Source organism: Streptomyces sp. iso_384, assembly GCF_056172905.1.
The window spans coordinates 759,968-782,514 of sequence record NZ_JBWBTT010000001.1; the positions used below are offsets into that span (position 1 = coordinate 759,968).

The following is a 22,547-nucleotide window of genomic DNA, read 5'->3' on the forward strand; positions in this document are numbered from 1 at the left end:
CCACGCTCGTTGCGCTTCACGACCCGTCACCCGATCGGTGGCCAACTCGAAGAGGCTCAATCAGTCAGCCGATGGACTGGTAGCCGGGGAACGCGTCCGAGACGCCGGACACGGTGGTGTGTCCGCTAGCGGTGTAGTCGGAGAAGAAGCGTAGGCGTCCGTTGCCGGGAGTGGTGGCCCAGAGGTCGAACTTCCCGTTGTTGTTGGCATCGGGCGCCGCCGTGAAGCGGGGCACGGTGTTGACGCTCCAGTTACTGCCGATGGCGGTCCGGTCGGTGAGGCTGATGTCGAAGCCCTCGTCCGTCTCCCTTCCGTGGAACACGTAGAGACCTCCGACGTCCGGACGGTCGTAGCGCACGAGCAGGTCCTCCCGCCCGTCACCGTTGTAGTCGCCAGGGGCCGCCAGGGTCACCTCGTTCAACGTGGAGGCGCTTTCGGCGATCGGGTCGTCGGGCCCGGCCAGAAGGACGGGGTCCCGGTCGCTGTCCAGCCGGTAGTCGGGATTGCCGTAGTAGAGCCAGAGGAACTCGCCGTCGTTGACGAGCAGGTCCGGGTGGCCCGCGACGTCCTCGACTCCGTCGCCGTCCACGTCCAGGCCGCCGTCGACGTCGCCGATGGCGAGGATCTGCTTGACCCCGTCCTTCCAGTGGTTGTTGGCGGGATCGTAGACGGTCAGCTCCTGCCGCACCAGGGCCGTGCAGTCGGTGCAGGCGAACCCGTAACCGCTGTTGGGGTACATCCACAGCCGGTGGGTGCCGCCCGTCCCGTCCGGCCTGAGTGCGATGAGGTCCTCGTACGCGTCGTTGTTCCAGTCGCCGCGGTGGGTGATGGCGGTCGCGTTCCACGTGAAGTCACTCGCGGGAGAGGACGCCTCGGCTACCGAGCCGGTGCCGTTGCCGTAGAAGCGGCGGAGACTGCCGTCCTTGTCGATGGCCCACAGGTCGGCGTTGCCGTCGCCGTTGATGTCCCCGGCCTTGTCCCGGGTGGTGGGACCGTTGGCGTAGAAGAGGTAGGTCGCGGTGTCGGAGGAATTACCGACCTTGTCACGGCTGACGACGTACAGCTGGTTGGCCCCTGTAGCGGTCGGGGTGAGCTTGATGTTCACGGAGCCGCCCGCGCTGCCCGGGGTGGCCGTTCGGCGCGTGCCGTCCGTGTCGGTCCAGTACTGGTACGAGGCGATGTCCGCCACTCCGCCGTTGGAGAGGGTGAAAGTCCCCTCCGTGCGCACCTTTCCGGTGACCGCGGGCCAGCCGTCACTGCCGTCGGGGAACTGCGTGGAGGTGACCCCAGGAGGCGAGCTGGGCCGGTTGGGGTCGAACACGAAACGACACCCGGGCGCGCCCTGTTTCGGGTTCCAGTCGGAGAAGAGGGAGCCGTCGTTCGCCTGCGCCTTCCAGGAGAAGTTGCCGTTCGCCTTGCCTATGTGCGGTGTCAACTTGGTCTTGGCAACCTTGAGTTTGGCGACCGTACCAGAGGTGACGGTGACGGTTTCGTCTATGACCATGACCCCCTTGGGGTCGTCGTTGGGGTGGTGACCGGTGGGCCAGAGGTGGAATTTCACCTTCACGGTGCCGCCGTCGCCGTCGCTGCCCTTGGCAGTCAGGTAGATGTCCGTGTTCCCGATGAGACCGTAGGGCGCCACGTCGCCACAGCCCTTGCTGTTCTTGGTGCTGGGAATGGTGTCCAGCGCCGAGGGCACGGCGGGGCGGGTGTTGTAAGTGGTCGACATGACTGCAGTCTTGGCGTCGAACTTCTTCCAGCCGTACACGTCTGTCTCGCTCGACGCTGCCAGTGCGAGCGTCAGGGTGTTCCAGGTACCGGCCTGGGAGTCCTTTGCGGCGCGCGTGGTGTCGAAGGCGAGGTTCCCCGCAGGGCAGCTGCTGCTGCTGAATCCCTTGGAGTCATTGACGGTGTCCAGGGTGTACAGCTTGCCAGGCTGATTGTTCCACGTGTGGCTGGACTTGAGGTACTGGGTGTGCCACAGCTGAATGCCGCGGTTCTCGCACGACCAGGACCAGGTGTTCTTGATCTGGAAGCGGGAGGAGCTGATGACCCGGTTCTTGTTTTGGAGGTTCTTGGTGTTCATGCGGAAGTAGGAGCGCGCCAGACCGTTGGTGACGTTCTCGTATCCGGCGCGGGCTGTGGTGGTACCGCCGTTGAACCCGGTCCCGTTGAAGAAGGACGAGTTCGGGTGCTTTTTGTACATGATGCCCCAGGAATGCCGTGATCCCTGGACGGCCGGGTCGATGTAGACGGGGTACCGCGTGTTCTCGCCGTTCAGCAGCTCCATGTCCGGGAGGATCGTCAGACTGTCGTCCGCCACCTTGACCTCCATGGCGGCGTCGCGGGCCCCGAATGCGGGCTCGAACGCATCCGGGGTGGGCGGGGGCGGCGGGGTCGACGCCCGGCCGGAGGTACGGGCCGCCGGCGCCTGGGCAGGCGGGTCGCCACTGTCCCACATGCGCGGCGTGGGGGCAGTGAACACCTCCTGCCCGGCGGGGTCCAGGGCCCGGACATTGCCGTGCTCGTCCACTTCGACCTTCAGCCCCTTGGTTTCCAGGCCGAAGTCGAGCTCGGTCAGCTCCGGGTTCTTCGCAGCCTCGGCGTTCTTGACGGCCAGGACCTGGTTGTAGCCGCCGTTGTGCGCCTTGAGCTTCAGGTCCACGCCGTCAAGGACCTCCGGGTACGTGACGGAATCCGCCTCGACCACCGGCTTCGGGAGTGGCCGGGGCCAACCCACGGACATCGAGCGGCCGTTCCGCACGACGGTGGCGAGCGGTCCGTCGCCGCCGCCGGAGAAGCGGATGCCGACCTCTGTCGCCCCGGGCGAGAGTGTCCCGTCCTCGTTCTTCACCAGGGCGGTGTCGATCTCCACCAGCTTGTTGTCCTGACGGACCCACTGCGGCATCGCGTAGGTGTTCTCGGTGAACTGGCCGTCGGGATTGGCGAAGGTCTGCGAGACCTCGGTGCGCTGGGACAGCACCTCAACCGGTTCGCCGGTGTCGGCCGCCGTCGCGAGCGCCCGGGTCTCTTCCGGGGCGTACTCCTGGAAGGAGGGCTCGGCAGGCTTTTCGTCGGCGGCCGCCGACTGGGTTCCGGCTAGTGGCGCGATCAGGAGCAGAGCCAGGGAAAGAGCCGTGGGCAGCACCCAGGGAACAGACCCCCTGAATTTACACGGGCGCATTTTCGTCACATTTTCTCCTCAAGGCAATGGGGTGACTGATGGGCTGACACTTGAGATGAGGCACCGGTTGTACAGCTTCAGGAAGTTTCCGCAACATCCATGAGTGGGAGATTGATACCTGCTAATCCGTTTTACCCTGATTTTCCATATGTGCAGGTCATGGCACCCTCCTCGAAAAGGCGGCAGGGTAACGCGGGTCTAATAGCAGGTCGAATCCGACCAATGACGATATCCACACCTTGGACTAATAACGGAATGGTCAACTCCCCTGCCGGGCAGACCCCGCCGCCACTTTCCGGTGTTACGTTCACGGCCGCTGCTTCATGATGTGTGGATTCTGTGGGGGGATCGTTGTCCGGGATACGCCGTCCATCGTTTCGTCATCCAGTGAGAACATTGGGCCGACGTGCACGGGTTGTCGCTCTGCTCCTCGTGGCCTATTTGCTGGCCGGTCTGCTGGGCGGCCCGATCGCCGCCGCGGCGGAGCTGGAGCTGCGCAAGCTCCAGCGACCGGACCCGGTGCCCGTCTCCGAGATCAAGGGCACGAAGCTGGACAAGCCCGACGAGACGGCGAAGCACCCCTTCACGCCGGACACGAAGGCGATGTGGCCCACCGCAGGCGCCGTCACGGTGCCGGTGACCGAGGACGCAGGCGAACGCAGCCGGTCGAAGGCCGGATCGCTGCCGGTCGACGTCAGGCAGGGCAGGGCCGCACGCAAGGCAGCAGCTGCCCCGGAGCAGGCGCAGGTCCAGGTCCTCGACCGAAGCACCGCCCAGGCAGCGGGCGTTGACGGCATCCTCGTCGCGGTGCAGGGGCACGGCGCGGACGAGGGCAAGGGCACGCTCGGCCTCACCCTTGACTACTCCTCCTTCGCCGGGATCTACGGCGGCGGCTGGGCTTCACGTCTGGTGCTGCGCGAGGTTCCCGCCTGTGCGCTGACCACACCGGGCGACAAGGGCTGCATGCCCGGCAAGACGCTCCCCTCGCACAACGACGCCAAGAACCAGACGCTGTCGGCCGACCTCACCACCGAGATCAGCGACGAGTCCGCGGCCGAGGCCGGTCAGCCCGTGCGGCAGGCCTTCCGGTCCGGTCGGGCCGGCACTGCCACTGTGGCCGAGGGCGCCACGCTGCTCGCCGTCACCGCCGCCCCCTCCGGCGCGAACGGCGACTTCACCGCCACCTTGCTGTCCCCGTCGGGGAAGTGGGAATCCGGTGGCTCCTCCGGCGGATTCTCCTGGACCTACGAGATGGAGACCCCCACGGTCCCGGGCGATCTCACGCCCGACCTCGGACTCTCCTACTCCTCGCAGGCCGTCGACGGCCGTACGGCGGCAACGAACAACCAGGCCAACTGGATCGGTGACGGCTGGTCGTTGTCTCCCGGATCCATCGAGCGCCGCTACACCTCCTGCCAGGACGACAAGACCGGCGGGAACAACCCGTCGCACAAAGTCGGCGACCAGTGCTGGAAGAAGGACAACGCCACGCTGTCGCTCGGCGGTTCGTCCAGCGAGCTCGTCAAGGACGACACCACCGGTGTATGGAGGAAGAAGTCCGACGACGGTACGCGAGTGGAGCTGCTGAAGAACTCCGCGCGCGCCAACGGCGACAACGACAACGAGTACTGGAAGGTGACCGCACCGGACGGCACCGCCTACTACTTCGGCTACAACCGGCCCAACGGCTGGGCAGCGGGCAAGGACGAGACCAACTCGGTCTGGACCGTACCGGTGTTCGGCAACCAGTCCGGCGAACCCTGCCACGCGAGTGCGTTCAAGGACTCCTGGTGCCAGCAGGCCTGGCGCTGGAACCTCGACGCCGTGATCGACCCGCACGGCAACGCCATGACGTACTACTGGGCCAAAGAGGCCAACTCCTACCAACGCGCGATCGACGCCAACTACAAGGGGACTCTCACTCCGTACACCCGCGGTGGGTACCTGAAGCGCATCGAGTACGGGCTGCAATCGTCGAACTTCTACGGCCGTCCCGCCGCGAAGGTGGACTTCACCGTCGCCGAACGGTGCCTGGCCACCGAGTCGTTCGACTGCAAGGAGGACAAGCTCACTGCGGCGAACGCCAAGAAGTGGCCGGATGTTCCGTTCGACCAGATCTGCAAGTCGGGTGACAAATGCGAGTCGGGTTCGTCGCCCTCGTACTTCACCAGGAAGCTGTTGAAGAGCGTGTCCACCTCGGTGTGGAACGCCGGCGCCTACCAGAAGGTCGACTCCTGGAGTCTGGAGCACAGCTTCCCCTCCACCGGGGACGGCACCGATCCGCCGCTGTGGCTGTCCGAGATCACCCGGACCGGGCACAGCGCCGGGACCGCGATCATCCTGCCGAAAACCAGGTTCTACGGCGTGCAGCTGCCCAACCGGGTCGCGGGCGCGGTCGATGCGGTACCCGCGTACAACCGGTACCGCGTCCACAGGATCGCCACCGAGTCGGGTGGCTCGATCGGGGTCACCTACTCGGCTCAGGAGTGCTCGAAGAGCAGTCTGCCGAGCGCGGCGTCGAACACGAAGCGCTGCTATCCGGTGATGTGGTCGCCGCCGGACGCACCGGTGGAGGGCTACGAGCCGTATCAGGACTGGTTCCACTCGTATGTGGTCACGCAGGTCCTGGAGTCGGACGACACCTCCGGCGCACCGGTCAAGCGGACCGACTACTCCTACCTCGGCGGGCTCGCCTGGACCAAGGAGGACGACGAGTTCACCAAGGCCAAGCACCGTACGTACGGCTCCCGCAAGGGGTACGAACGGGTCCAGGTGCGGACGGGCGATCCTGCCGAGGGCACGCAGACGCTGAACGAGTCCCGCTACTTCCGAGGCATCGACGGGGCGAAGGTCGCCGACGGCGAGGGCAACGAGGCCACCGACCGCGAGGCCTTCGGCGGAATGACCCGCGAGGAAGCCACATACAACGGCTCCGGCGGACCACTCATCTCCGCCACCACCTACACCCCGTGGCGCTCGGCGGCCACCGCGACGCACTCCCGCTCGGCGGACAGCCTGCCGACCGTGTACGCGTACCGGACCGGCACACAGAAGGACCAGACACGCACCACGATCACAGGCGGCAGCCTCCGCCGCACCGAACTGTCACGGCAGTTCGACTCCTACGGCATGGTCACCTCCGAGTCCGAGACGGGCGATACGGCCAAGACCGGCGACGAGAAGTGCACCACCATCTCGTACGCCCGTAACACCGGCGTCAACATCCTCCATGCGGTTGCCGAGACGAAGACGGTCGCCAAGACGTGCGGGACGACGACCTCTCTGCCGGCCGACCTAATCTCGACCCAACGCACGTACTACGACGGCTCAACCACTCTGGGAGCCGCCCCCACGAAGGGGGATGTGACCCGCAGCGACGAGAACGACGGCGCGGGCACCGGCTTCCTCACGGTCAGCAAGGCAGCGTACGACAGCTACGGCCGTGAGACCGAAGTGACGGACGCGGCCGGAGCGAAGAAGACAGTCACGTACAACCCGGCCACCGGCCAGGCACCGACGGAGACGGTCTCCACGAACGCCCTCGGCCACACCACGAAGGTGGTCACCGACCCGCGCCGCGGGCTGACCACGGCGACGGTGGACGCGAACGGCAAGCGCATGGACCTGGAGTACGACGCGCTCGGCCGGACCACCAAGGGCTGGGGCCCGGCCTGGCCCAAGGGCGACCATCCGACGCAGCCCTCAGCCGAGTTCGCCTACCGCGTCTCCGCCACCCAGCCGAACGTGGTCACCAGCAAGGTCCTCAACTACCTCGGCCAATACGACACTTCGTACGCCTTCTATGACGGCCTGCTGCGCCCGCGGCAGACCCAGACCGCGGCAATCGGCTCAGCGGGCAACCGGGTCGTCTCCGAGACCCGCTACGACACCCGCGGGCAGGTCTGGAAGACCTACGACTCCTACTTCGCGAACGGTGCGGCCTCGACCACCCTCGTCGGCGGAGACGACTCCAAGGTACCGGCGGGCACCGAGACGAAGTACGACGGTGCGGACCGTGCCACAGAGGTCATCTCGCTGAAGTTCGGTGACGAGACCAAGCGCACGCTGACCCAGTACGCGGGCGACCGCACTACGGTCATCCCGCCGAAGGGAGGCACCGCCACGACGACGATCGTGGACGCACTCGGCCGCAAAACCGAGTCACACGACTACACGGACGCGGCGCGGACCAAGTTCCTGGTCACCTCCTACGAGTACGACAAGCACGGTCGGCTGGCGAAGATGACCGACCCGGCCAAAATTGCCTGGACCTGGAAGTTCGACGCGCGTGGCCGCCAGATCGAGGCGAACGACCCGGACAAGGGGACCGCCAAGACCACGTACGACAACGCCGACCGTCCAGTGAAGACCACGGACGCCCGGGGCGTCGAGCTCACCACGGTCTACGACGAGCTGAGTCGGCAGAAGGAGCTGAAGCAGGGCTCGACGGTGCGTGCGGCCTGGTCCTACGACACGGTGGCCAAAGGGCTGCCCTCGTCGGATACTCGCTACGTGGACGGCAAGGCATACACCACGACGGTCGACGGCTACACCAACCTCGGGCAGCCCACGTCCTCCACTACGACAGTGCCGGATGGGGCGGCTGCCGGGACCTATACGTGGAAGTTCGGATACAACCAGTACACCGGAGCCCAGGAATGGGTGATGCACCCCGCCCTGGCGGGACTGCCCTCCGAACGCCAGACCACGGTCTTCGGCCAGGGGAACCTGCCACTCAAGACCACGTCGGGCGGAGTGGTCCTGGTCAATGACACCCGCTACGACGTGTACGGCCGTCAGGTCCGTGCCGAGTACGGGCACCTTGGCCAGAAGGTGTACCGCACCCAGGAGTTCGACGAGCACACCGGCCGGCTCACCCGGTCCACGGTCGACGGCGACGTCGCGCTCCGCGTGGAGGACACCCGCTACGGCTACGACCTGGCGGGCAACACCACCCGGATCTCCAGCACGTCCGGGCAGGACGAATCGGCGGTCACCGACACCCAGTGCTTCGCCCTGGACGCACTGCGTCGGATGACCGAGGCATGGACGGCCAAGGCACCCGCGGACAACTGCGCGGGGGCACCTTCGGCAGGCACCGTCGGCGGCCCGGACTCGTACTGGCACTCCTACACCTACGATGACGCCAGCAACCGTACGAAGGAGGTCCAGCACGCCACCGGCGGCGACACGGACATCACCCGCACCCACACCGCGGGCAAGGCCACAGACACCCGCCCGCACGCACTGCGCTCGGTCACCACGACCGGTGGGGCGGAAGACGGCACGACGGAGTCCTTCACCTACGACGACGCCGGCAACATCACCAAGCGCACCGGTGGCGCACGCGACCAGGATCTGACCTGGGACGTGGAGGGCCACCTCGCCAAGATCGTCGAGGACGGCAAGACCACCGAATACGTCTACGACTCGGCCGGCAACCGCATGCTCGCGAAGAACGCCGACGGCTCCACGACCGCGTACCTGCCCGGCGGCAACGAACTGAACGTCACCTCGACCGGCGCGAAGACCGCCACCCGCTACTACACGCACGGCGGCGAAACGGTCGCGGTCCGCACCAGCGGCGGGTTCTCGTTCCTCTTCGGCGACCATCAGGGCACTGCGATGATCGCCATCACCATGGGCGCGACCCAGGCCGTCACCCGACGCAAACAACTCCCCTTCGGCGGCCAGCGCTCCACCACCGGCAGCACCTCCTGGCCCGGTGACCGAGGCTTCGTCGGCGGCACCACCGACCCCACCGGCTACACCCACCTCGGTGCCCGCGAATACGACCCGTCCCTGGGCCGCTTCCTGTCGGTGGACCCGCTCTTGATCAAGGACGACCCGACGCAGCTCAACCCATATGTCTACGGCAACAACAACCCCGTCACGTTCTCCGACCCTTCGGGTGAGGCGTTGGAGGAGTGCGGGAAGTCGATCACCTGCGGCAAGGGCGGAGTCCCGAACAAGCCCAAGAAGATCAACTCGGCGGTCTCGGGCGGCAACCCGGGCAGTCCCGGCAACTCGGGCTCCTACGTCCCCTGGACACCGGGAAGCAAGAAGCGCATCAAGGCAGACCCCTCCAGGGGTCGCTACAACTCCTATGGGCACCTCGGCCACAACTCGTACGGCCAGACCACTTATGCCGCTCAGGAAGAATATGCGCGAGCTGCCGCAGCAGAGGAAATGCGGAAGGGAAGAGCGGCTTCCAAAGCCCAGCAAAAGCGCAACCAGAAAGACGAGGGCTTCTGGAAGAGCGCCTGGAACTCCACCGGAGGAAAGGTGGTCTCGGCGGCCCATAACTTCATCCAGGAAAACAGCACGGCACTGGGCTGGGTCGGAGTCGGGCTCGGAGTAGTCGCCATGCTCAGTCCGGTGGGCTGGGTGGCCACAGCGGCGATGGTCGCGGGATTCGCCATAGCGGGTGCCACAACAGTGGATGCGTGCGTGTCGAAGCAGTGGGGAAGCTGCGCCTTGGGCGCACTGAGCCTCGTAGGGGCAGGCACCGCCGTCGGGGCCGCCAGGGCCGCCAAGTCAGCTTTCCAGGCCTCAAATACACCAGGAATGCCTTTTCGTGAGCAATTGGTATACGCGGCAATATCGGGCGCCCACACAGGAATTTCCCGGCTTAGCGATGGGGCGTCGATCGCAATGACTGGCATTGCCACCATTGGTGGAAACAGTTTGAATCGTCGACAGTGAATCCCGGATATCCCACTCGCCGAGGAGTCAACTATGAATGAAGCCTGGATTTCCCTGGATGCGGCAGAGCGGCGCAAGAACTGGAGGGCGGGCAGCTACCTGACGGCCGTTTGTGCTGGCGTCGCGCTCGCAGTGACTCTTTCCACGGATTCCAGCCCGTTCTGGTGGGTCTTTTCGATCCTCTGCGCGTGGATTATCTCGATGGCCTACGTCATCAACAGGGGATATGGTCGATCCTTGCTCACTCGTGATGGCATCGTCGTATTCAATGGATTCCTTGGGAAAAGATCGATCCCATGGGGCGATGTCACCAACATCGAGAAGCGTCACCATACGGCTCGAAGCAGTTCATGGTGGGATCTACGCCTCACGCGTATGAGCGGGCGACCCCTGACCATTCCAGGCGCATTCACGAGCAGTCGCTATGATCCCAAATTCGAAGCAAAGTATGTCTTGCTGTGTCAGTACTGGCGGCAGTCCACAGGGTGATGCGTGAAGCGCAGGTTGGCAGCACGAAAGGCGTGCACGAGATTCGAGAGGGTCCCTGACCGGTCGGTGGACGACCGCGCGAAGCGCTCCTGAGCTTCGCCCAGTAACCCAGCAGCCCCAACTGAGACGTCGAGGTTAGTACGGTTGCCCGGGATCATCCCGTCCCTGGTGGGGCCGCCGGTCGGCCCACGACCTGTCCGCGCAGCGCTGAACACTGCGATGCCCAGATCCTGCACGCCCTCACCCGGCTCCTGCACTGGACCAAGCAGACCGGCGCGAGGGCGATCGGCATCGAGAACCTGGACTTCACCGCGGAGAAGACCCGCGAGAAGCGCTTCCGCCGGCTCATCTCCGGCATGCCCACAAGCAAGCTCAAGGCCCGCATCGTCTCCATGGGCGCCGAACACGGCCTCGCGATCGTCGCGGTGGATCCGGCATACACAGCGATGTGGGGCGACCAGCACTGGCGCAAGCCTCTCACCAGCAAAAACCGTCACATGACTCGCCATGACGCCGCTTCGGTCGCCATCGGCAGACGCACTCTCGGACACCCGATCAGGCGACGGACGACACCGCCCCAGCATCACCGGAGCGATGATGCCGGGCATCGGACCGTCCAGGCCGGAACGGGCGCCCGGGGGCGTGAGGAACCCCGCCACCGCCCTCTCACGGGGCATGCACACGATGCGCGCTGCCGGACAGAGACAACGAGAACGCGGGGAACTAGCGCATCCAACACCGTTCGGAATGCGCGCAGTTCCAGGACACGGGTCCAGGACTCACTCCTGCACACTGAGCCTCTTCGAGTTGGCCACCGATCGGGTGACGGGTCGTGAAGCGCAACGAGCGTGGCCCCCGAGCTGTTGATCGAGATGTCTGACGTCTCAATCACTCTGCTCGGGGGCCTCGTTGGTCATCCATCCTGCCGCACTCGACCTGCCGCACGCACTCGTGGAATGGGTGACCATGCTGATCGTCACCCGTGAGGGCAACTGGCGCTGCAAGCTCCGCCCATCACAGCGCGCGATGGTGGCACTGGTGTACCTGCGCGAACACACCACTCTGGCGAAGATCGCTGCCGCGTTCGGGATCAGCGAGTCCACCGCGCATGCCTACACCACCGCGGTCGTGGACCTGCTCGCCGCCCGTGCACCGGGCCTGCTGAAGACGCTGCGTGAGCACGACCCCGACTTTGTCCTGCTCGACGGGACGCTCGCCGAATGCGACCGGGTCGGCGACGGCCGGGCGGACTACTCCCACAAGCACCGACGCCACGGCGTGAACGTACAGGTCCTCACCGATCCCGACGGCCGGCTGCTGTGGCTCTCGCCCGCCCTGCCGGGCCGCACCCACGACCTGACCGCCGCCCGCACCCGTCGGATCATCCGGATCTACGAGCGCCAGGAAGCGCCGATCGTGGCCGATCTCGCCTACCAGGCCTACCAGGCCTACCAGGGTGCCGGCCCGTGGCTGACCACGGGCATCAAACACAGACCCCTACGGGAACTCACCACCACCGAGAAGACCCGCAACCGAGCTCTGGACGCAGCACGCGCACCCGTCGAACGCGGTGTCGCCCGCCTGAAGTCCTGGCGCATCTTCCGCAGGTCCCGCTGCAGCCCCAACCGCATAACGTCAATCGCCAAGGCCACGCGGTCCCATGGCGGGAAGTCGGCCGGCACCGCCCGCCACTTGATCCCGTTGTCCACCAGATAGCGGATCGCGTCCAGTATCGCCCGGTGGCAGTACGCCTCCGGCTGCCCGCCCCGGCCTCGCATCCAGCCCGGCACCGGCAGGAGTGGCCGGACCACGGCCCACTCCGCGTCCGTCATGTCCGAGGGATACCGCCGAACACGCTCCGGATGGTCGGCCGCATTCCCGAACCGGTGGGCGACGCAATCACACGACGGAGCAGCCGAGTTGAACTCCACCGGCGTGAGCACGTACAACTGCGGCAACAGGGTTTCCTGGATCTCGGTTGGCTTCGCAACCCCGAGCTACCAAGAGGCCCTGCCTTCATGCCCACGGCCGGCCGCGATCACCCGATCGAGACTCCCGTTCGATGCCCACCCCTCAAGGTCGGAACGACAACAGCTACTTAAGGCTCTGCGTGGCCTGGTTCAGACCTGTCACGGACAGGGCGGTTGCCGTTTCCTTGACCACAAAAGGGGGAGGGGCCCCGCGCAGTCGATGGCGGCAGGGACATCGCCCCCGGGAGGGGGAGGCCCGGGCCGGCTGCTGGAGGGGCGCATCCGGCCAGGTCGAGATCTCAGCCCTCGGGGATACGCATGCTTCAGCGAATGGCTGTAGGGGGTGACCCGAGGCCACGCCCTACCTACGGTCTGGCGCAGCTTCTGGGCGGCCCGTGGCACAGCTGCATCGTGCTTGAAAACGTCGAGGTTCGCTCTGCCCGTGTGGCGTCTGGGGCAGCTGCGCTACATCAGCAGCGGCCAGCGTTCTGGGGAGTCTTGTGCGCCGACCTCAGGTGCGCGGTGCCTGTACAGCGAGACGGGCTCTGGGGTGTTTTGAGATCGGGAAAAGACGTTTTGGGGCTCCGAAGCCCGCGCCCGTGACCTGCGGTTTTGGGATTTTAGACAGATCCCCCGAAGGCGGGGATCTGCCGGAAGGTGTGCCGGGTGATCGGTCCTTGCGGGACGCGACACATCCGGAGAGTCCTGCCGACAGCGCGGTGACCGGGCCCTGAGATCAGGTCACCGCGGCCAGTGTAGCGGGTGGCGATCGGCCCGTATCCGGGGTCGTGGGTTGTCCCGCCGTCGTGAGGGCAGGGCTACGCGGCGGTGTCCAGGGCCGGGGCGATGATCGCGAAGGCCCGGTCGGTCAGTGTCGCGGGGTCCTCGGCGCCGTCGCTGTCGCTCCATCGCTGGAGCACGGTGCCGAAGGCGGCCAGGGCCATCCCGGCGGCCAGTTGCGGATAGAGGTCGGTCTTGGTGGCCAGGTCCAGTCGGTCGGCCACTTCCGCCGCGAGCTCGTCGCGCCACTGCGCCTGACGTTCCAGGAACCGGGCGAGCAGGGAGGGGTGCCGAGGATCAGCTGGACCACGCGCAGGGCCTGGTCGGCGTGGCCGGCGCAGGCGTCTATGGAGACCCGGATGGTGTGGCGGAGCGCGACCGACGGGGGTTCCTCGGCGGGGCGGGCCGCCAGTACGGTGTCGAACCCCTTCTGAAGGGCGCGCACGTGATCCTCGCGGTGCGGGACGAGGGCAAGGGGCGTCCCCGCGCTCACCGGTCCAACGCGGTGTTCGGCCGGCAGCTCCACCAGCGGCCGACCGCGGCCGGCAGCCCGGTGCGCAGTCTTCTCGCCCACCCCGGCCACACCTCCACAGAGCTGACCTCCGTGCGGTTCGGGTTCCCGGCCGCCGCCTGAGTGACCCGAAAAGGGATGCCCCAAGAGCTGCCGGCCTTGGCGCTTCGCCTCCGCCCGCATAGCGTCTCGCGTGTCAGCAAGCACTGGTATCAGCACCAGCACCGGTATCAGCACCAGCGTCAGCGCGAGAGAGGCCGTCCGTGCCGCACACCGTCCCGTCCCCGGACCCCGGAGCAGCCGAGGCTGCTGAGCTCGCCCGGCGTGCCGCGCGTATCGAGGCCGCCCTCACCGCGCCCGGCGCGCCCTTCGCCGTGGTCATCGGCGAGCGGGGGACGCCGGAGTACGCCGACGGGCCCCGTACGCTGCGGGAGTTCGTCGAGACCACCTGGGCCTACGGGGACGCGCCGTTCCTGATCGCGGGGGAACGGACGTACAGCTACGGGGAGTTCTTCGCGGCCGCCTCCGCCCTCGCCGTACGTCTGCGGGAGCGGTACGGGCTGCGCTCCGGCGACCGGGCCGTGATCGCGATGCGGAACCATCCCGAGTGGCAGATCGCCTTCTGGGCCGCCCAGTTGGCCGGTCTCGTCGCCGTACCGCTCAACGCCTGGTGGGCCGAGGAGGAGTTCCGCCACGCCCTCGACGACTGTGAGCCCGGGGTGCTCCTCGTGGACGGGGAGCGGCTGGGGCGGGTCGCCGGCTGGGCCCGGCGGACCGGGACGCGGCTCGTCCTCTTCCACGGTGCGGGGCGGACGGCGGAGGGCCTGCGCGTCGAGCGGTACGAGGAGTTCCCCGCGGCCGATCCGCTGGCCGCGCCGCCCGACGTGGAGCCCCGGCCCGAGGACGACGCCACCATCCTCTACACCTCCGGCACCACCGGCCGCCCCAAGGGGGCGGTCGCCACCCAGTTCGCCCAGGCCGGGGCTGCGCTCAACCCCCGTTACCACGCGGCGGCCTCCGCACGGGCGCGCGGCGTCATCCCGGGGCAGGGGCCCGCGCCGGTCTCGCTGATGACGTTCCCGTTCTTCCATGTCGCCGCGTTCACCGGCTTCTACGCCGCGATGGCGGCCGGCGGCGCCCTCGTCCTGATGCACAAGTGGGACGCGGACGAGGCGCTGCGGCTGATCCGTACGCACCGCGTCACGCACTTCTCCGGCGTCCCCGCCACCGGGCTCCAGCTGCTGGAGGCCGCGGAGCGGGCGGGCGACGGAGACGCCCTGGGGGGCCTCGGCCTGTTCAGCACCGGGGGAGCCGCGCCGCCGCCTTCCCTGGTCGCCCGTCTCACCGCCCGCTACGGAACCCGCGTCGAGCCCCGCAGCGGCTACGGCCTCACCGAGACCGGCGGCGGGGTCCTCGCGCACTTCGGCGACGAGTACCGCGCGGAGCCCGGCGGCGCGGGACGGCCCACCCCGGTCACGGAAGTGCGGATCGCCGGGCCCTCGGGCGATGAGCTGCCCGACGGGGAGCCGGGTGAGCTGCAGCTGCGCGGCCAGTCCCTGTTCCGCGGCTACTGGCGCGACCGGGCGGCGACCGAGGAGGCCTTCGCCGACGGCGGCTGGTTCCGTACCGGAGACCTCGCCGTACGGAGCGAGGGGCGGATCTCCGTCGTCGACCGGATCAAGGACGTGGTGATCCGGGGCGGCGAGAACGTGTACTGCGTCGAGGTCGAGGGCGTCCTGCACGACCACCCCGACGTGGCCGACGCCGCCGTCCTCGGCGTCCCGCACCCGGTGCTGGGGGAGGAGGTGGCGGCCGTGGTCCGGCTGCGCGCCGGAGCCGTGGTCACCGCCGGGGCCCTGCGCGAGCACGTCGGTGGGAGGCTCGCCGCCTTCAAGGTGCCCGCGCGGGTGCTCTTCACCGAGGAGCCGCTCCCGCGCAACGCCGCCGGGAAGCTCCTCAAGCACCGGCTCCGGGTCCTGCTGGAGGCGGCCGCGCCCCTCACGGGCGCGTGACCCGTACCCGGTAGTTCCCGTCGTCGTTCTCGTCCAGCACGGATATCCGTACGCCGTTGGCCCGGTCGGTGAACGTCTGGCCGGGGCGGAACGGCGCGTCCGACAGTTCCGCGTGCACGTTGGGGCGCCGGGTGCAGCCGCCGCTGTCCTCCGTGGCGTCGGCGACGGAGACCGGGCCCTGGCCGGTGTCCACGTCCGAGCTGACCTTGTAGATCAGCACCCCGGGCCGGCAGACCGCCTCGTCGTTGCCCCCGGCCGTACGGACCTCCACGGCGTAGCCGGACTGGGCGCTCAGCGGGACGAAGGCGAGCTTGGTGCCGCCCTCGGTGGCCAGCGGGCCGAGCGTGTGCTCGCTGACGCCGGACTGCGAGGCGCAGCTGATCTGCTCGTTGTCGAGCCAGCCGAGCTTCCACTTGTGCCAGGCCAGGAAGTCGTTGTTGGCGCCCCAGTCCTCGGACATGATGTCCCAGTGCCCGACGGAACCGCCGCCCTCCATCGTGTAGAGGTCGGGCAGCCCGAAGACATGGCCGTTCTCGTGCGGCAGGACGCGGTAGCCGGTCTCGGCGTACGACCCCGACCCGTCGTCCTGGCGGCTGTAGACGAACGAGGCGTTGGCGAGCGGTACGCCGTCCGCCTCCGGGGCCTCGTCGTTGCCGGAGAAGGTCACCGAGAGCACGGTGTCCAGCGCGGAGGGGCCGGCGTTCGGGCTGACCAGGATGTTGACCAGGTCGTACTGTGAGAAGTCGACCCGGGGGTCGGCGGCCGCCACGATGTCCTTCACCAGCTGGCGGTAGCCCGGCTCGAACGGTGATCCGCGCTCTATCCCGTACTCCGTGAACGCCATCGGCATCCGCAGCCAGTCCTTGACGGGGGCCTCGGGCCGGTAGACGAGCCGGCCGTAGGAGCTGGTCCTGAACCAGTCGGAGGTCTGCGGGAAGAATTCCGCGTACCGGTCCGTCGCGGGTTCCGTGCCCTCCGCGTCCGGGAAGTCGATCATCAGGTTGAGCGCCCTGACCTCGCCGGTCGACCGGGCGTAGCCGGGAGGGGTCGGCAGGCCCTCGGACATCTGTACGCCCATGGTGGCGGAGATCCGGCACGGGGCGAGCGCGGAGTCCTGGGCGGTGGCCGCCGGGCCCGCCGAGGCGCGGCCGGTGGTCGGCAGGGTGGTGCTGGCCGAGGCCATGGCCGCTATGACCAGCGCGGTCGCTCCGGCCAGGGCGACCGGGCGGCGGTGTCTGCGTATCCGGTGGCGGGGCTGCTGCATAGAGGCGCCTTCGGGGTCCGCGGCAGTCGGCCGACCCCTGACTGCGCTCTGGCGATCAGCCTGTGCCGGGTGGTCCGGGGCCGCTCGCTGGGTGCGCCGATCGGTGGGTTTTCCCGCCGAGGTGATGTGACTCAGGTCACAGCAGGCTGGGAAATAAGCGGGGATCCTCTCCCCGTTTACCTACGTGTCCCCGCTAAACGGGGAAACGGTCCCCGGTTACGGGTGGGGGTCGACCGGCTACACAGAGGGAAGGAACGGCATCGTCGTGGAGACCGTCGCCGAGAACGCCGCACCGGCCGCACAGTGCCGCACGGTCCGCCCGCGGGCCGACGCGCTGCGCAACCGCGAGCGGATCGTCGCGGCCGCACGCGAGCTGTTCGTCGAGTTCGGCCCGGACGTGGCGCTGGACGACGTCGCACGCCGGGCGGGCGTCGGCAACGCCACGCTCTACCGGAACTTCCCCGACCGGGCCGCCCTCACCCATGAGGTCGTCCTCGCGGTCACCTCCCGCACCACCCTGAGGGCCGAAGAGGCCGTCGCCGCGGAGTCCGACCCGTTCGCCGCGCTCAGCCGCTTCGTGCACGCGGCCGCCGACGAACGGATCGGCGCGCTGTGCCCGATGCTCTCCGGCGTCTTCGACAAGGACCACCCCGAACTGCTCGCCGAGCGCCGGCGTCTCGAAGAGGCCGTCGAAGGGCTCGTGGCGCGCGCCATGTCCGCGGGGCGGCTGCGTACCGACATCGCCGTCGGTGACGTACTCGTCGCCCTCTCCCAGCTCACCCGGCCGCTCCCCGGCATCGCCTGCCAGGGAATCGACCGGTTCACCCACCGCCACCTGCAGTTGTTCCTGGACGGCCTGGAGACCCCGGCCCGCTCGGAGCTGCCCGGATCGGCGGCGACCTTGGAGGACCTGCGGCGCCCCTGACGCCCGCATCGACCTGAGCCTTCCGGGCGGCATGTCACCGCCGCCGTACACGTAGTCGTTCCCCTCCGTCACATCCCACTTCATCCGTCGCGCGTACACCGGTACGTACCGCTGACGACCACTTCGCGACGCCTCGGCGCCCTCGCACGTCCTTAGGTGGCTACACCCATGCCAAAAACAGCCGGTCCGTCCCGAGCGGCAGACGCCGCCCTTCCCGATCCGAGCCGCTGGAAAGCCCTCGCCTTCATCGCGCTCGCCCAGCTGATGGTCGTCCTCGACGCGACCATCGTGAACATCGCGCTGCCCTCCGCCCAGACCGACCTCGGCATCTCCGACGGCAACAAGCAGTGGGTCATCACCGCCTACGCCCTCGCCTTCGGCGGGCTGCTCCTCTTCGGCGGCCGGATCGCCGACCTCTGGGGCCGTAAGCGCACCTTCGTCGTCGGTCTGATCGGCTTCGCCCTGGCCTCCGCGCTCGGCGGCGCGGCCCAGAACGAGGCGATGATGTTCGGCTCCCGGGCTCTCCAGGGTGTCTTCGGCGCCCTGCTCGCCCCGGCCGCCCTGTCCCTGCTCGCCGTGATGTTCACCGATGCCAGGGAGCGGGCCAAGGCCTTCGGTATCTACGGGGCCATCGCCGGTGGCGGTGGCGCGGTCGGGCTGATCCTCGGCGGCTTCCTCACCGAGTACCTCAACTGGCGCTGGACCTTCTTCGTCAACATCCCGTTCGCCATCGTCGCCGCCGCGGGCGCGTACTTCGTCATCCGCGAGCCCTCCGGCGCCCGCAACCGCGCACCGCTGGACATCCCCGGCGTCGTGCTCTCCACGCTCGGCCTGGTCGCCCTGGTGTACGGCTTCACCCGCGCCGAGTCGGCCGGCTGGTCGGACGCGCTGACCGTCTCCATGTTCATCGCCGCCGCCGTGCTGCTGCTGGCCTTCGTGGTCACCGAGGCGCGCGTGAAGTCGCCGCTGCTGCCGCTGCGCGTCCTCACCGAGCGCAACCGCGGCGGGGTCTACCTCTCGCTGGGTCTCGCCATCATCGCGATGTTCGGGCTGTTCCTCTTCCTGACCTACTACCTCCAGGTCGTGAAGGGCTACTCCCCGGTCAGGACCGGTTTCGCGTTCATGCCGATGATCGTGGGCATGATCACCGGCTCCACCCAGATCGGCACCCGGCTGATGACCCGGGTCCCGCCGCGTCTGCTGATGGGCCCAGGATTCCTGGTCGCCGCGGTCGGCATGCTGCTGCTGACCCAGCTGGACCTGAACACCAGCTACACGGCCGTCATCCTGCCCGGCATGCTGCTGCTCGGCCTCGGTATGGGTACGGCGTTCATGCCGGCGATGTCCCTGGCCACGCACGGCATCGAGCCGCGTGACGCGGGCGTGGCCTCCGCGATGGTCAACACCTCGCAGCAGGTCGGCGGCGCCATCGGCACCGCTCTGCTGAACACCATCGCCGCGAGTGCCACCACCGCGTACGTCGCCGACCACGCGGCCCGCGCCACGGACCCGCAGCTCCTGGAGCTCCAGGCCATGGTCAGCGGTTTCGCCGCCGCTATCTGGTGGGCGGTCGGCATCCTCGTCGCCGCGGCCGCCATCGCGATGACCCTCATCAACACCGGCCGCCCCGGAACGGGGACGGGCGGCGGGACGGACGGCGCGTTCGACGCGGGCGCCGAGGAGGAGTTCAAGATCCCGGTCGTCGCCCACTGACGGCGACCGCCCCGCCCCTCCCCGCCCTTGCCCGGGCTCCCCGCCCTGGCTTCCTGCCCTGGTTCCGCTCAGCGATCGCTCAGCGGAGCCAGGGCAGGTCCGCGTCCGCGCCCTCCGGCTCCAGGCCGGTCGCGAGCACCCGCATGATCTCCCCGAGGCTGCTCACCTGCTCGGGAGTGAGCCGGTCGAACATCGCCTGCCGTACGGCTTCGACATGGCCCGGCGCCGAACGGCGGAGCATCTCGTAGCCGTCGTCGGTGAGCACCGCGTTCTGGCCGCGCTTGTCGGAGGGGCAGTCCTCGCGGCGCACCCAGCCGTTCTTCTCCAGCCGGGCGATGGCGTGCGAGAGCCGGGAACGGGTGATCTTCGCGTTCCGGGCCAGCTCCGTCATCCGCATCCGGCGGCGCGGTGCCTGCGAGAGCTGGACGAGCAGTCCGTAGTAGATGTGCGGCATGCCGGCGTCGCGCTGCAACTGGCGGTCGAGGTGATCCTCCAGCAGCGTGGTGGCATGCAGATAAGCGCGCCAGGCGTGCTGCTCCTCGTCGGTGAGCCAGCGCGGCGCGCCGGTGGGTGCCGTGGTCATGTACTCCACTGTACGACCTTTTCTTGAAAGTTTAACTAGATAGGGCTAAGGTCTCCGAAGGTAGGAACTTGAAGATTCAAGAGTCCTGCCGAGGAGGTTCCCGAAAGGGATCCTGCGTGGATCCGCCGGGGTTCCGCAGGGCCCCTGAACAACGATCCCCCGGATGACCTCGGGAAACTCCTGCTCGGACGAGTTCGTGACCGGAACCAGTGCCCTGTGCATCCAACGCGGTGCCCGGTGCCCCGGGTTCCGCGTCCAGTGGATGGGGAGTGCCATGACAGCCACCGCGGAGCGGATGCCCGCCCTCTACCTCTCGCACGGCGCACCGCCGCTGGCCGACGATCCCGTCTGGCCCGGCGAACTCGCCGCCTGGTCCGCGGGGCTGCCCCGCCCGCGGGCGATCCTGATGGTCTCCGCCCACTGGGAGGAGGCGCCGCTCGCGCTGGGCGCCACCGAGCCGGTGCCGCTCGTGTACGACTTCTGGGGCTTCCCCGAGCACTACTACGCGGTGCGGTACGGGGCCCCCGGCGCGCCGCAGCTCGCCGACAGCGTCCGCAAGCTGCTGCGCGGCGCCGGTACGCCGGTCCAGGACATCCCGGACCGCGGCCTGGACCACGGGGCGTACGTACCGCTGGTGGAGATGTTCCCGGACGCCGACATCCCCGTACTTCAGATCTCCATGCCGACGCTCGACCCGCAGAAGCTGATGGAGATCGGGCGCAAGCTCGCCCCTCTGCGCGACGAGGGCGTGCTGATCGTCGGCAGCGGCTTCTTCACCCACAACCTGGCCGCCCTGCGGCACCAGGGCGGCGGGGTGCCCGGCTGGTCGGCGGAGTTCGACGACTGGGGCGACCGGGCGCTGCGGGCCCAGGACATCGACGCGCTGCTCGACTTCGAGCACACGTCCCCGGCCGGGAAGCTGGCCCACCCGCGCACCGAGCACTTCGCACCGCTGTTCGTGACGCTGGGCGCGGCCGAGGACGAGCTGGACCGGGGGCGGAGCGTCATCGACGGGTTCTGGATGGGGCTGGCGAAGCGCTCGGTGCAGTTCGGCTGAGAGGTACGGGCTTCGCCGCCCCGGGGCACGGTGGGTTCAGCCGAACACCGGCGGGTTCAGCTCGATCGCGCGCCGGGCGGCGGAGAACGCGAGCGCGTCGCCCACGTCCAGTGCTGTGTCGGTGAACTTGATGGTGTGGTCGTCGCCGTGCGCCGCAGCCCGGGCGAACAGCTCCCCGGCGTCCGGAGCGGCTCCGGCCGGCGCCGGTACGGGGGCCGCCTCCCGGGGTGCGTAGGCGGCGGTGACCGCCGCGCTCGCCGCCCAGGCGGCCCGCAGGCTCGGCGCCCACAGCTCGCCGGGCAGGGCCGGCAGGGTGCGGAGGACCGCGTTGGGCGCGGTCGCCGCGTGGACCAGCATGATCGGAGAGCCGTGCGCGTGGGTCGCGTACCGGTGCGTCGAGGACCGGACCAGCTCCCGCAACGCGGACCGCGCCGCCTCGGCGGAGGCGGGCTCCTGGGCCGGCCACTCCGGAAACCCGGTCAACTGCGCGAACCGTTCCCGGATGCCGCCGCTCTGGTCGGGCACCAGCTGCACCAGCTCCAGCGCCGCGGACGCGCTCGGGGCCGGGCCGAGCGCGGTCAGGGCGGGCAGCGGCTGGTGCCGGGCGGCCCAGTAGCCGAGCGCGTGGGCCAGCTCCCGGACGCGCGGGGCGGTCTCCTCGCCGGTCAGCAGGGTCCGTACGGAGTGGCCCACCCGGATCACCGGGTGGGTGGCGCCCGCCGCGATGCCCGGCAGCAGCCGGGGCCACCACGCGGCGAGCACGTCACGCCACGGTGCCTGGGCCGTCTCCCGCTCGAAGTACGCCGTCCAGTCGGCGACGCGGCGTGGGTCGCCCAGCGCCTCGTGCCAGTTCCGGGCGGTCACCGGGGCGCCGGTGACCGGCATCTCCTCCAGCTTCGGGCCGTAACGGTCCAGCCAGCGGTGCACGGCCGACGCCTGACCGTGCCGCACCAGGGCCTCCACGGCCATCGGCGCGTGATTGCTGAGCCAGCCGTCGCGCTCCGGCCCCGAGACGTGGATGCGCTCCAGTGCCTCGTCGAGGGTGCCCGTGGTGTCGTCCATGCCGATCACGCTCCCGTGGTGTCAGTGCAGCTCGTGAAGTCCGTGCAGTCCGTGCAGCTCGTGTCGATCACGCTAGGCGTGCCCCGGCCGGGGCGGATCGGGCTGCGGTCCCGGACCGACCGGCCGCGGTGGTCGGCCGGCTCGGTCGGAGGTCCTAGGACCGGGCCCGCCCGGCGCACCGCGGACGTCCTGAGCAACCCGAACGGCGCCCGGCACGTCTTTCACGGCGGGAGCGCGGCCCTCCTGGACCCGGGTCCGGACCCGGGCCGGCCGGTCGGGGGAGAAGCGGGCG

At 68.8% G+C, this 22,547-nt stretch carries 12 protein-coding genes and 3 pseudogenes; 8 read left to right on the top strand and 7 right to left on the bottom strand.

What is annotated here, in order from left to right:
- Positions 1–64: 64 nt before the first annotated feature.
- Entirely contained in the window at positions 65–3,148 is a 3,084-nt protein-coding gene (locus tag AC0VY3_RS03440; protein WP_475548900.1) for an FG-GAP-like repeat-containing protein, read from the bottom strand.
- Positions 3,149–3,571: 423 nt separating this feature from the next.
- On the opposite strand from AC0VY3_RS03440, the gene AC0VY3_RS03445 reads away from it, so the two are divergent.
- Together AC0VY3_RS03445 and AC0VY3_RS03450 are read left to right on the top strand one after the other, a co-directional pair.
- Positions 3,572–9,889 (top strand): RHS repeat domain-containing protein, encoded by a 6,318-nt coding sequence (locus AC0VY3_RS03445; protein WP_475548901.1) that lies wholly within the window; start codon positions 3,572–3,574, stop codon positions 9,887–9,889.
- A gap of 33 nt (positions 9,890–9,922) precedes the next feature.
- A complete protein-coding gene (locus AC0VY3_RS03450) occupies positions 9,923–10,378 on the top strand; it encodes a PH domain-containing protein (RefSeq protein ID WP_107471576.1) in 456 nt (151 codons plus the stop codon).
- On the opposite strand, the gene AC0VY3_RS03455 is transcribed toward AC0VY3_RS03450, so the two are convergent.
- A complete protein-coding gene (locus AC0VY3_RS03455; RefSeq protein ID WP_475548902.1) occupies positions 10,351–10,986 on the bottom strand; it encodes a hypothetical protein in 636 nt (211 codons plus the stop codon). The genes AC0VY3_RS03450 and AC0VY3_RS03455 overlap by 28 nt on opposite strands.
- Positions 10,987–11,287: 301 nt before the next feature.
- Here AC0VY3_RS03455 and AC0VY3_RS03460 point away from each other — a divergent pair, with 301 nt between their 5' ends.
- Positions 11,288–12,094: a transposase gene (locus AC0VY3_RS03460; RefSeq protein ID WP_475548903.1), complete on the top strand. Its 807-nt coding sequence runs from the start codon at positions 11,288–11,290 to the stop codon at positions 12,092–12,094.
- Here AC0VY3_RS03460 and AC0VY3_RS03465 read toward each other — a convergent pair.
- Positions 12,088–12,210: pseudogene (locus AC0VY3_RS03465) on the bottom strand (transposase); the annotation flags it as partial. The gene AC0VY3_RS03460 and the pseudogene AC0VY3_RS03465 overlap by 7 nt on opposite strands.
- Before the next feature lie 956 nt (positions 12,211–13,166).
- Positions 13,167–13,555: pseudogene (locus AC0VY3_RS03470) on the bottom strand (acyl-CoA-like ligand-binding transcription factor); the annotation flags it as partial.
- Positions 13,556–13,624: 69 nt separating this feature from the next.
- Here AC0VY3_RS03470 and AC0VY3_RS03475 point away from each other — a divergent pair.
- Together AC0VY3_RS03475 and AC0VY3_RS03480 are read left to right on the top strand one after the other, a co-directional pair.
- Positions 13,625–13,726, top strand: a pseudogene (locus AC0VY3_RS03475) (short-chain dehydrogenase); the annotation flags it as partial.
- A gap of 176 nt (positions 13,727–13,902) precedes the next feature.
- Positions 13,903–15,651 carry a class I adenylate-forming enzyme family protein gene (locus AC0VY3_RS03480; protein ID WP_475548904.1) on the top strand — a complete coding sequence of 583 codons (1,749 nt, stop codon included), beginning with the start codon at positions 13,903–13,905 and terminating at the stop codon, positions 15,649–15,651.
- On the opposite strand, the gene AC0VY3_RS03485 is transcribed toward AC0VY3_RS03480, so the two are convergent.
- Positions 15,638–16,915: a M6 family metalloprotease domain-containing protein gene (locus AC0VY3_RS03485; protein WP_475548905.1), complete on the bottom strand. Its 1,278-nt coding sequence runs from the start codon at positions 16,913–16,915 to the stop codon at positions 15,638–15,640. The genes AC0VY3_RS03480 and AC0VY3_RS03485 overlap by 14 nt on opposite strands.
- A 265-nt stretch (positions 16,916–17,180) precedes the next feature.
- Between AC0VY3_RS03485 and AC0VY3_RS03490 the strand changes: the two genes are divergently transcribed.
- Together AC0VY3_RS03490 and AC0VY3_RS03495 are read left to right on the top strand one after the other, a co-directional pair.
- Positions 17,181–17,840: a TetR/AcrR family transcriptional regulator gene (locus tag AC0VY3_RS03490; protein WP_103508185.1), complete on the top strand. Its 660-nt coding sequence runs from the start codon at positions 17,181–17,183 to the stop codon at positions 17,838–17,840.
- 168 nt (positions 17,841–18,008) lie between these two features.
- Entirely contained in the window at positions 18,009–19,553 is a 1,545-nt protein-coding gene (locus tag AC0VY3_RS03495) for an MFS transporter (RefSeq protein ID WP_242742560.1), read from the top strand.
- A 79-nt stretch (positions 19,554–19,632) separates the two neighbouring features.
- Here AC0VY3_RS03495 and AC0VY3_RS03500 read toward each other — a convergent pair whose 3' ends face one another.
- Positions 19,633–20,145 (bottom strand): MarR family winged helix-turn-helix transcriptional regulator, encoded by a 513-nt coding sequence (locus AC0VY3_RS03500; RefSeq protein ID WP_103508187.1) that lies wholly within the window; start codon positions 20,143–20,145, stop codon positions 19,633–19,635.
- 265 nt (positions 20,146–20,410) lie between these two features.
- On the opposite strand from AC0VY3_RS03500, the gene AC0VY3_RS03505 reads away from it, so the two are divergent.
- Positions 20,411–21,193, top strand: a complete 783-nt coding sequence (locus AC0VY3_RS03505; RefSeq protein WP_103508191.1) for a dioxygenase family protein — start codon at positions 20,411–20,413, stop codon at positions 21,191–21,193.
- A gap of 36 nt (positions 21,194–21,229) precedes the next feature.
- Here the strand turns inward: AC0VY3_RS03505 and AC0VY3_RS03510 are convergent, their stop codons facing one another.
- The gene (locus tag AC0VY3_RS03510; RefSeq protein WP_475548906.1) at positions 21,230–22,255 is read right to left on the bottom strand and encodes a questin oxidase family protein; all 1,026 of its coding nucleotides are present in this window, start codon (positions 22,253–22,255) and stop codon (positions 21,230–21,232) included.
- Between the last annotated feature and the right edge of the window lie 292 nt (positions 22,256–22,547).

Excerpts from the sequence above, each read along its gene's own strand:
- AC0VY3_RS03450 (WP_107471576.1), top strand. The coding sequence starts at position 9,923 with ATGAATGAAGCCTGGATTTCCCTGGATGCGGCAGAGCGGCGCAAGAAC.
- AC0VY3_RS03455 (WP_475548902.1), bottom strand. The coding sequence starts at position 10,986 with ATGCCCGGCATCATCGCTCCGGTGATGCTGGGGCGGTGTCGTCCGTCG.
- AC0VY3_RS03485 (WP_475548905.1), bottom strand. The coding sequence starts at position 16,915 with ATGCAGCAGCCCCGCCACCGGATACGCAGACACCGCCGCCCGGTCGCC.
- AC0VY3_RS03495 (WP_242742560.1), top strand. The coding sequence starts at position 18,009 with ATGCCAAAAACAGCCGGTCCGTCCCGAGCGGCAGACGCCGCCCTTCCC.
- AC0VY3_RS03505 (WP_103508191.1), top strand. The coding sequence starts at position 20,411 with ATGACAGCCACCGCGGAGCGGATGCCCGCCCTCTACCTCTCGCACGGC.
- AC0VY3_RS03510 (WP_475548906.1), bottom strand. The coding sequence starts at position 22,255 with ATGGACGACACCACGGGCACCCTCGACGAGGCACTGGAGCGCATCCAC.